The 10236-nt window shown below is 58.9% G+C and carries 12 protein-coding genes; 6 read left to right on the forward strand and 6 right to left on the reverse strand.

Annotated elements, in window-relative coordinates:
- Window position 1: 1 nt before the first annotated feature.
- The 4 genes from xseB to RTP97_RS04185 all read left to right on the forward strand — a co-directional run bounded on the left by xseB (window position 2) and on the right by RTP97_RS04185 (window position 4061).
- On the forward strand, window positions 2–244 hold the full coding sequence (xseB, locus tag RTP97_RS04170) for an exodeoxyribonuclease VII small subunit (RefSeq protein ID WP_042391585.1): 243 nt from the start codon (window positions 2–4) through the stop codon (window positions 242–244).
- Window position 245: 1 nt separating this feature from the next.
- A complete protein-coding gene (ispA, locus tag RTP97_RS04175) occupies window positions 246–1145 on the forward strand; it encodes a (2E,6E)-farnesyl diphosphate synthase (protein WP_312411187.1) in 900 nt (299 codons plus the stop codon).
- Window positions 1146–1162: 17 nt separating this feature from the next.
- The gene (dxs, locus tag RTP97_RS04180; protein WP_312411189.1) at window positions 1163–3025 is read left to right on the forward strand and encodes a 1-deoxy-D-xylulose-5-phosphate synthase; all 1863 of its coding nucleotides are present in this window, start codon (window positions 1163–1165) and stop codon (window positions 3023–3025) included.
- 61 nt (window positions 3026–3086) lie between these two features.
- Entirely contained in the window at window positions 3087–4061 is a 975-nt protein-coding gene (locus RTP97_RS04185) for an aldo/keto reductase (protein WP_312411191.1), read from the forward strand.
- A 66-nt stretch (window positions 4062–4127) separates the two neighbouring features.
- Here RTP97_RS04185 and pgpA read toward each other — a convergent pair whose 3' ends face one another.
- The 6 genes from pgpA to nrdR form a co-directional block, all read right to left on the reverse strand.
- Window positions 4128–4643, reverse strand: a complete 516-nt coding sequence (gene pgpA / locus RTP97_RS04190; protein WP_103821631.1) for a phosphatidylglycerophosphatase A — start codon at window positions 4641–4643, stop codon at window positions 4128–4130.
- Window positions 4621–5598: a thiamine-phosphate kinase gene (gene thiL / locus RTP97_RS04195; protein WP_312411193.1), complete on the reverse strand. Its 978-nt coding sequence runs from the start codon at window positions 5596–5598 to the stop codon at window positions 4621–4623. The genes pgpA and thiL overlap by 23 nt, the downstream gene beginning before the upstream one ends.
- 75 nt (window positions 5599–5673) lie before the next feature.
- Window positions 5674–6093: a transcription antitermination factor NusB gene (gene nusB, locus RTP97_RS04200; protein WP_042391578.1), complete on the reverse strand. Its 420-nt coding sequence runs from the start codon at window positions 6091–6093 to the stop codon at window positions 5674–5676.
- Window positions 6094–6112: 19 nt separating this feature from the next.
- Window positions 6113–6583, reverse strand: coding sequence for a 6,7-dimethyl-8-ribityllumazine synthase (gene ribE, locus RTP97_RS04205; protein WP_042391577.1), 471 nt, complete (start codon window positions 6581–6583; stop codon window positions 6113–6115).
- Window positions 6584–6671: 88 nt separating this feature from the next.
- The gene (gene ribD / locus RTP97_RS04210) at window positions 6672–7787 is read right to left on the reverse strand and encodes a bifunctional diaminohydroxyphosphoribosylaminopyrimidine deaminase/5-amino-6-(5-phosphoribosylamino)uracil reductase RibD (RefSeq protein WP_312411195.1); all 1116 of its coding nucleotides are present in this window, start codon (window positions 7785–7787) and stop codon (window positions 6672–6674) included.
- A gap of 4 nt (window positions 7788–7791) precedes the next feature.
- The gene (gene nrdR / locus RTP97_RS04215) at window positions 7792–8241 is read right to left on the reverse strand and encodes a transcriptional regulator NrdR (protein WP_103821628.1); all 450 of its coding nucleotides are present in this window, start codon (window positions 8239–8241) and stop codon (window positions 7792–7794) included.
- Between the two features lie 154 nt (window positions 8242–8395).
- Between nrdR and RTP97_RS04220 the strand changes: the two genes are divergently transcribed.
- Both RTP97_RS04220 and RTP97_RS04225 read left to right on the forward strand, forming a co-directional pair.
- Window positions 8396–8938: a DUF3251 domain-containing protein gene (locus RTP97_RS04220; protein WP_312411196.1), complete on the forward strand. Its 543-nt coding sequence runs from the start codon at window positions 8396–8398 to the stop codon at window positions 8936–8938.
- 294 nt (window positions 8939–9232) lie between these two features.
- A complete protein-coding gene (locus tag RTP97_RS04225; RefSeq protein WP_312411197.1) occupies window positions 9233–10117 on the forward strand; it encodes a nucleoside-specific channel-forming protein Tsx in 885 nt (294 codons plus the stop codon).
- Window positions 10118–10236 lie beyond the last annotated feature (119 nt).

A 10236-nucleotide genomic window follows, 5' to 3' on the forward strand; every position in this document is an offset into this window, starting at 1 on the left:
TATGGCAAAGAAAAACGACGCACCAGCCAGCTTTGAAACGGCACTTACCGAGCTGGAACAGATAGTGACCCGTCTTGAGAGCGGCGATTTGCCCCTTGAAGAGGCGCTGAGCGAATTCGAACGCGGCGTGCAGCTGGCACGCCAGGGGCAGACTAAGTTACAGCAGGCGGAGCAGCGCGTGCAGATCCTGCTCTCAGAACAGGAAGAGGCCCCGCTCACCCCCTTTACCCCGGACGCCGAGTAATATGGATTTTACAGAACAATTAGAGACCTGCGTCGAACAGGCCAACGCCGCGCTACGGCGTTTCATCGCTCCCCTGCCCTTTCAGAACACTCCTCTGGTTGAGGCTATGAACTATGGCGCATTATTAGGTGGCAAACGCCTGCGGCCGTTTTTGGTCTATGCGACCGGCAGCATGTTTGGCGTCAGCGCCCAAACTCTGGATGCGCCTGCCGCCGCCGTGGAGTGCATTCACGCCTACTCCCTGATCCATGACGATCTGCCGGCAATGGATGATGACGATCTGCGCCGGGGCCAGCCCACCTGCCATATTAAATATGGCGAGGCCAGCGCGATCCTGGCCGGGGACGCTTTGCAGACGCTGGCGTTCTCTATCCTCGCCGATGCGCCAATGCCGGAAGTTGCCGATCGCGATCGGCTGGCGATGGTTGCCGAGCTGGCGCAGGCCAGCGGCGTGGCAGGCATGTGTGGCGGACAGGCGCTGGATCTGGAAGCCGAAGGCAAACAGGTTCAGCTTGTTGAGCTGGAGCGTATCCACCGCCATAAAACCGGCGCGCTGATCCGCGCGGCGGTGCGCATGGGCGCATTAAGCGCAGGTGAGAAAGGACGCGAGGTGCTGCCCATTCTCGATCGATATGCTGAATCTATCGGTCTGGCCTTCCAGGTACAGGATGACATTCTGGATGTGGTAGGTGATACTGCAACTCTCGGCAAACGTCAGGGGGCCGATCAGCAACTGGGTAAAAGCACCTATCCTGCACTGCTGGGCCTTGAGCAAGCCCAGACCAAAGCCCGTGACCTGATTGACGACGCCCGCAGCGCATTAGCGCAGCTGGCCGCCTACTCTCTGGACACCTCGACCCTTGAAGCGCTGGCCGACTTTATAATTCAGCGTGATAAATAAACAACAATGAGTCTCTGATGAGTTTTGATACTGCCAAATACCCGACCCTGGCGCTGGTTAACGCCACCCAGGATCTGCGCCTGCTGCCCAAAGAGAGCCTGCCGAAGCTTTGCGACGAGCTGCGCCGCTATCTTCTCGACAGCGTGAGCCGCTCCAGCGGCCACTTCGCCTCCGGGCTTGGCACGGTTGAGCTGACCGTGGCACTGCACTATGTCTACAATACGCCGTTCGATCAGCTTATCTGGGACGTCGGCCATCAGGCTTATCCGCACAAAATCCTGACCGGTCGTCGGGATCGCATCGATACTATCCGTCAGAAAGGCGGCCTGCACCCCTTCCCGTGGCGCGGCGAGAGCGAGTATGACGTGCTGAGCGTCGGCCACTCCTCTACCTCTATCAGCGCCGGAATTGGCATCGCGGTAGCGGCGGAGAAAGAGGGCAAGCAACGCCGCACCGTCTGCGTGATTGGTGACGGCGCGATCACCGCCGGTATGGCCTTCGAGGCGATGAACCACGCCGGTGATATCAAGCCGGACATGCTGGTGATCCTCAACGACAACGAGATGTCGATCTCCGAGAACGTCGGCGCGCTGAACAACCACCTGGCGCAGCTGCTCTCGGGCAAGCTCTACTCGACCCTGCGCGAGGGCGGAAAGCGGGTCTTCTCCAATGTGCCGCCGATCAAAGAGCTGCTGAAACGCACCGAAGAGCACATCAAGGGCATGGTCGTACCCGGCACGCTGTTTGAAGAGCTGGGCTTTAACTACATCGGGCCGGTTGATGGCCATGACGTGCTGGGCCTGGTCACGACGCTGAAGAATATGCGCGGCCTGAAAGGTCCACAGTTCCTGCACATCATGACCAAAAAAGGACGCGGCTACGAGCCAGCTGAAAAGGATCCGATCACCTTCCACGCCGTACCGAAATTCGATCCGGCCAAGGGCACGCTGCCAAAAAGCAGCGGCGGTATGCCCTCCTACTCAAAAATTTTCGGCGACTGGCTGTGCGAGACGGCGGCGAAAGATAACAAGCTGATGGCGGTTACGCCTGCTATGCGCGAAGGCTCCGGCATGGTGGAGTTCTCCCGCAAATATCCGCAGCAGTACTTTGACGTAGCGATTGCTGAGCAGCACGCGGTGACCTTTGCCGCCGGGCTGGCGATTGGCGGCTACAAGCCGGTGGTGGCGATCTACTCCACCTTCCTGCAGCGCGCCTATGACCAGGTGATCCACGACGTGGCGATCCAGAAGCTGCCGGTGCTGTTTGCTATTGACCGGGCGGGAATTGTCGGCGCAGACGGGCAGACGCACCAGGGCGCGTTTGACATCTCCTTCCTGCGCTGCGTGCCGGAGATGGTGATCATGACCCCGAGCGACGAAAACGAGTGCCGCCAGATGCTCTACACCGGCTACCACTACAGCGAAGGGCCGAGCGCCGTCCGCTACCCGCGCGGCAACGCCGTGGGCGTGACCCTCGAGCCGCTGGCCGAGCTGCCTATTGGTAAAGGGGTGGTGAAACGCCAGGGTGAAGAGGTTGCGATCCTCAACTTCGGCACCCTGCTGCCAGAGGCGGAAAAAGCCGCCGAGACGCTGAACGCCACGCTGGTGGATATGCGTTTTGTGAAGCCCCTCGATGAGGCGCTGATCCTCGAGCTGGCTGCGACCCACGCGTCGCTGGTCACCCTGGAGGAGAACGCCATTATCGGCGGCGCAGGCAGCGGCGTGAATGAGGTGCTGATGGCCAGGCGCAAACCGGTTCCGGTTCTCAACCTCGGCCTGCCGGACTACTTTATTCCGCAGGGCACCCAGGAGGAGGCGCGGATCGAGCTGGGCCTCGACGCCGCCGGTATCACCGCAAAAATTCAGACCTGGCTCGCCTGAGCCTCCGGTTCTGCTCCTGCTATGCTTAAGGGTACTTGTACCCTTATGCAGGAGTGGAACCATGCAATACAACACGTTAGGAACAACGGATCTTAAGGTTTCCCGTCTTTGTCTTGGCTGTATGACCTTTGGCGAACCGGACCGGGGCAATCATGCCTGGACCCTGCCGGAAGAGAGCAGCCGTCTCATCATCAAGCACGCCCTTGAAGGCGGCATCAACTTTTTCGACACCGCAAACAGCTACTCCGACGGCAGCAGCGAAGAGATCGTCGGCCGGGCGCTGAAGGATTTCGCCCGTCGCGAAGAGGTTGTGGTCGCCACCAAAGTCTATCATCAGGTTGGCGATCTGCCGGAAGGACTCTCCCGTCCGCAAATTCTGCGCTCCATTGATGACAGCCTGCGCCGGCTGGGCATGGAGTATGTTGACCTGCTGCAAATCCACCGCTGGGACTACAACACCCCTATCGAAGAGACGCTGGCGGCGCTGGACGAGGTCGTGAAGGCCGGTAAGGCGCGCTACATCGGCGCATCTTCTATGCACGCCTCACAGTTCGCTCAGGCGCTGGCGCTTCAGGATCAAAACGGCTGGGCGCGCTTCGTCACCATGCAGAACCACTATAACCTTATCTACCGTGAGGAAGAGCGCGAGATGCTGCCGCTCTGCTACCGCGAGGGCGTGGCGGCGATCCCGTGGAGTCCGCTGGCGCGCGGTCGCCTGACCCGCCCGTGGGGGGAAACCACCGCCCGCTCGGTCTCGGACGAGTTTGGTAAAACGCTCTATAACGAGAGCGATGCCGGAGACGCACAGATTGCCGAGCGGCTGGCGGGGATAGCGGAAGAGACCGGTGCAACCCGGGCGCAGGTGGCGATTGCCTGGCTGCTGAGCAAACCCGGCGTGGCGGCACCGATTATCGGCGCCTCGCGGGAAGAGCAGCTTGAGGAGCTGATCCAGGCGGTTGAGCTCACCCTGACGCCGGAACAAATTGCCGAGCTGGAGACACCGTACAGGCAGCATCCAGTCGTCGGATTCAAATAGGTTCGGTTAGTCTGGAACACGTAGGCCGGATAAGGCGTTACCGCCGCCATCCGGCATTTTACGAGGCTAAAGGATACCAATCGGCCAGTGATGGCCGAGAACGTAGAGGATCCCCGCCGCCACGATCCCGGCGACGATATCATCGACGATGATACCCATCCCACCATGCACGTTGCGGTCAAACCAGCGGATTGGCCAGGGCTTCCACATATCAAAGATGCGGAACAGCACAAACCCGGCGGCCACCCACTGCCAGTCGTTAGTGGGCAGCGCCATCAGGGTGATCCACATGCCGATAAACTCATCCCAGACGATGCTGCCGTGATCGTGCACGCCCATGTCTTTTGCCGTCTGGTGACACAGATAGACGCCAATACAGATAGAGAGCATCACCACCATGGAGTAGAGCTGCCACGGCAGGAAGGTCATCAGATACCAGAACGGGATCGCCGCCAGCGAGCCCATGGTTCCAGGAACCACGGGACTCAGGCCGCTGCCAAACCCGGTAGCCAGCAGGTGCCACGGGTTGCGCAGATTCAGGCGGCTTTTAGCGATATCTTTAGTGCGCGGCAAAATGGTCATATCCTTTCCAGTCAAACGTCACTTCCCTGCCCTCGCGGGTAAAGCTGATGCCATCGACATCGGCGCTCATCTGCCCGATACAGGTATAGGGAATACCAAGCTGGCCAATCGCCACCTCCAGCGCGCCGCGGTTAAGCTCGGGTACGGTGAAGCAGAGCTCGTAATCCTCGCCGCCGCCCAGCGCCCAGCGTAGGGCCTGGTCTGGCTCCACGTGGCGACGCAGCGCCTCCGAGTATGGCAATGCATCAACGTCGATAATCGCCCCGCACTCGCTGGCCTGCAAAATGTGCCCCAGGTCGGAGATCAGCCCGTCAGAGAGATCGATAGCGGAATTAGCCAGATCGCGCAGCGCCTGGCCATGCAATATACGCGGCGTCGGGCGCAGATGGCGTTTAACCAGCCAGTCGGCATCTTTAGGATCGTCTACCTGCAAACGATCCTGGAGGAGCGCCAGCCCGGCAGCGCTGTCCCCCGGCGTGCCGGTGACGTAGATCCAGTCTCCTGGCTTCGCGCCGGAACGCTTCAGCGCCCGGCCTGCGGGAACGTAGCCGTGAATACCCAGCGTCATGGAGAGCGGCCCGCGGGTGGTATCCCCGCCGATGAGCTGCATGTCGTAGTAGCTAAGCTGCTCGAACAGGCTGTCGCTAAACGCTTTCAGCCAGGGTTCGTCGACCTCCGGCAGGGTCAGTGCAAGGGTCAACCACGCCGGGTCAGCGCCCATGGCTGCCAGATCGCTTAGGTTAACCGCCAGCGCTTTGTAAGCCAGGTCGGCAGGATCGATATCCGGCAGAAAGTGAATGCCCGATACCAGCGTATCGGTACTGATTGCCAGCGTCTGTTTTTCCGGAATGTTTAGCAGTGCGCAGTCATCGCCGATGCCGGTTTCGACATCCAGGCGCGCGCGTCTGACACGGTTAAAATAACGGGCAATAAGGGAGAATTCGCCGCATGCCATACGCTATGCCTCAGCAGAATAGATGTGTAAGGCCGGGCGAAGCGGCAAATGCGCTCCGCCGTACCGGCCTTGAGATTACTTTTTGTGGGGGCGGATCGCGGGTGCGGCTTTATCCAGCACGCCATTCACAAACTTGTGGCTGTCCTCTGCGCCAAACGTCTTCGCCAGTTCAATGGCTTCGTTGATGGCAACCTTGTACGGCACGTCATCACGTTTGGAGAGTTCGAACAGCGCGATACGCAGTACCGCTTTCTCAACCTGGCCCAGCTCTTCAAGCAGGCGGGACAGATAGGGCTTCATCAGGCCGTCGAGATATGCGCTGTTAGTCGCCACCCCGGACAGCAGCTCGCGGAAGTAAGCGATGTCAACGTCTTTGACATCCTGTTCCGCCAGGAACTGGTATTCAACATCGGCGATGTCGTTCTGGGACAACTGCCAGGAGTAAAGCGCCTGGACGGCGCACTCACGGGCGCGGCGACGAGCAGCAGGTTTCACGGAATTCCCCTTACAAAAATCAGCCTTGGATGGCTTTCAATACATTAATCATTTCAAGCGCGGTCAGTGCTGCTTCAGCACCCTTGTTACCCGCTTTCGTGCCAGCGCGTTCGATGGCTTGTTCAATACTTTCAGTGGTGAGCACACCAAAGGCTACCGGAATGGCGCTCTCCTGAGCCACGTGCGCCAGGCCGTTGCTTGCGCCGCCCGCCACGTATTCAAAGTGTGCCGTACCGCCACGGATCACCGTGCCGAGCGCAATAATCGCATCGTATTTACCGGCTTTTGCCAGCGCGCCCGCCGCCAGAGGCAGCTCATAAGCACCTGGAACCCAAACAACGGTGATGTTTTCATCTTTAACCTGGCCGATACGCTTCAGGGCGTCGATAGCACCTTCCAGCAGGCTGTCGTTGATGAAGTTGTTGAAACGCGCAATGGTGATGGCGACGCGAGCGTCCGGGGCAGCAACAGTAGCTTCAATAATGTTCATAAACTTACCTTAGGGTTCTCATATAGCCCCCGCAGGGGGGCGGATTTTATCATACTATTTTACGCACTGCTTCCCTTTTACGAGCGCACTACGCGGGGGTCAGATGCAGGCACAGATCCGGGCCTACCTGACGTATTTCAGTGAATTTAAGCTGCGGTGCGGCCGCCAGGCTCTCAAGCCCCGGCAGAACGCAGAGACCACGCGCCTCGCTGCCTAACAGCTTTGGTGCCAGATAGACGATCAGCTCGTCCACCAGCCCGGCCTGCAGCAGCGCGCCGGCCATCTGCGCGCCCGCCTCTACCCAGATGCTGTTAATCTGCTCGCGTCCCAGCAGCATCATCAGCGAGACCAGATCGAGATGGCCGTTGTGTTCGGGAACCAGAATCTGGCGCACCCCGTCCGGCCAGTGGCGATCGTCAGCGCGGGTGCGGGCAAACCAGGTTTCGCCTGGCTGCTGAACAAGGCGCTGCTCCGGCGTCACGCGATTCTGGCTGTCGACGACGATACGCACCGGCTGACGCAAATCGGCTTCGGAATAGCGCGCCTGGGTATCGGTACCCAGCTCGCCCCAGCGTACGGTCAGGGCCGGATCGTCCGCCAGCACCGTAGCGCTGCTGGTTAATATCGCGTGGCTCTCGGCGCGCAGGCGCTGAACGTCCCGGCGCGCCTCAGGCGAGGTGATCCACTGGCTCTCGCCGTTCGCCATCGCCGTGCGCCCGTCCAGCGATGCGCCAAGCTTGAGCTGAATCCAGGGGAAACCGGTGCGCATGCGCTTGAGGAAGCCGCGGTTAAGCCGCTCCGCTTCGCTCATCATCAGGCCATGGCTGACCTCGATTCCCTCCTGGGAGAGACGGTACAGCCCCCGTCCCGCCACCTGCGGGTTGGGATCCTGCATCGCCGCGACCACGCGGGCAACGCCAGCATTAATCAACGCTTCGCAGCAGGGCGGCGTGCGGCCGTGGTGGCTGCACGGCTCCAGCGTCACGTAGGCAGTGGCACCACGAGCGCGATCCCCCGCCATGCGCAGGGCGTGCACCTCGGCATGTGGCTCCCCGGCGCGGAAGTGAAACCCCTCCCCGACGATTTCGCCATTTTTCACAATGACGCAGCCGACGTTTGGATTAGGATGGGTGGTGTAACGCCCACGCTGCGCCAGCTTCAGCGCGCGGGCCATGTAGATCTCGTCCTGCTTGTCGTCCTGCATAAGCCTAGTCCTGTAAGCGGGCGATCTCTTCGCCAAATTCGCGGATATCTTCAAAGCTGCGGTAGACGGAGGCAAAGCGGATATAGGCCACTTTATCGAGCTTCTTGAGCTGCTCCATCACCAGGTTACCAATCATCTTGCTGGGGATCTCACGTTCACCGGTGGCCCGCAGCTGGGATTTAATATGGTTGAGGGCCATCTCGACGTCGTCAGCGCTGACCGGGCGTTTCTCCAGTGCTTTGAGCATGCCGCTGCGTAGTTTGTCTTCGTTAAACGGCTCGCGGACTTCGTTGCTCTTCACTACGCGCGGCATCACCAGCTCTGCCACTTCGAAGGTTGTAAAGCGCTCGTTGCACACCAGGCACTGGCGGCGGCGGCGAACGGAGGAGCCTTCGCCCACCAGGCGAGAGTCAATTACTTTGGTATCCACGGCGAAACAGAATGGGCAATGCATACGGCGTCCTGAAGATAATATTAACTGAAATCTATTTTAACCTGATATGCCGCGACAACAAAGGCATCAGCACTTTTGGGATAAAGGATCGATGGCAAGCGCGTCCGAACGATCTACCCTTACAGGCAATAAAACGTTTAAGGAAACCGTTAGCATGACAAGACGTTATCTGAAGCTCGCCCTGCTGGGGAGCCTGTTTACCCTTAGCGCCTGCGCCCAGCAGAGCGAAGTGCGCCAGCTGCACCAGAGCGTGAGCACGCTTAACAAAGAGATGAGCAAGCTCAACCAGGAGACGGTGAAAATCACCCAGCAGAACAGCCTGAACGCGAAGTCTGATAGCGGCGTCTATCTGCTGCCAGGGGCGAATACCCCGGCGCGGCTAAACAGCCAGCTCGGTATGCTGCGCATGTCGTTGAAGGATATCGCCCCTAACGCAGGCGGAACGCGCCTGACGCTGCTCATTCAGGGTGAGTCGAATACGCCGCTGCCAGCCTTTAGCGGCACCGTCGAGTGGGGACAGATTCAGGGTACGACGGAGAACTATCAGGAAGTTAACGTGCAGAACCAGCTGATCAGCGCTCCGGCCAGCACCCTTGCACCGAGCGACGTCAGCGTCCCGTTACAGCTCAACGGCATCACGCCTGAGCAGCTCGGTTTTATCCGTATCCATGATATTCAGCCAGCCTCTGTGCAATAGGGTTTCGCTTACCTCTCTTTAAGGGCGCTGCGTCGCCCTTCACTTTTATCACGCCTTTTTACCCCCGCTTACAAACACCCAATATTGGCAATAACCCGGAATGCCAGTACAATCGCCACGTTTTATCTACGCAAACGTGAACGCAATCGATTACGTAAATGATAGATATGTGAAACAAGACAGATTTTTGTGAGCAGTGGAACTTATAATAGGCCCGCAGAAACACGAAACATTTAGAAACGCGTTAATCGTGTCCTTTCGATCCCGTAAGGGACTTTAAACAGTGGCATACATATGAAAAAAACATTATTCGTCGCCGGTGCGGCTCTCGCGCTCTCTTCTTCCTTCGCCGTTAATGCGGCCGAAACCAGCAACAGCGAGTTCGTCTCCGACTGGTGGCATCAGAGCGTGAATGTGGTAGGCAGCTACCACACCCGCTTCGGACCAACTATTCGTAACGATACCTACCTGGAGTACGAAGCGTTCGCTAAGAAGGACTGGTTTGACTTCTATGGCTACATGGATGCGCCGGTATTCTTCGGCGGTAACAGCACCGCGCAGGGTATCTGGAACCACGGCTCCCCGCTGTTTATGGAGATTGAACCGCGCTTCTCTATCGACAAGCTGACCGACACCAGCCTGGCGTTTGGTCCGTTCAAAGAGTGGTACTTCGCGAACAACTACATCTACGACATGGGCCGCAACAAAGCGGGCCGCCAGAGCACCTGGTACATGGGTCTGGGTACGGATATCGATACCGGCCTGCCAATGAGCCTCTCCCTGAACGTCTATGCCAAATACCAGTGGCAGAACTACGAAGCAGCAAACGAGAACGAGTGGGATGGCTACCGCTTCAAGGTGAAATACTTTGTGCCGATCACCCAGCTGTGGGGCGGCCAGCTGAGCTATATCGGCTTCACCAACTTTGACTGGGGCTCCGATCTGGGCGACAAAGATTTCCGCGATCTGAACGGCAAGCAGGCACGTACCAACGACTCTATCGCCTCCAGCCACATTCTGGCCCTGAACTACGATCACTGGCACTACTCAGTGGTGGCGCGTTACTGGCACAACGGTGGCCAGTGGAACGACGATGCCAGCCTGAACTTCGGCAGCGGCAACTTCAACGTCCGCTCTACCGGCTGGGGTGGTTACCTGGTGGCAGGTTACAACTTCTAAGCCTGCTGATGCCCGGCGTCAGGCATAAAAAAAGCCAGCTTAATTGCTGGCTTTTTTGTTGGCAGTGACCCGTCCTGAATAGCGTTGACACATTTTACTCATACACTGAGGAAAATGTG

This window comes from Pseudescherichia sp. (genome assembly GCF_031998825.1).
Lineage (GTDB): Bacteria > Pseudomonadota > Gammaproteobacteria > Enterobacterales > Enterobacteriaceae > Pseudescherichia.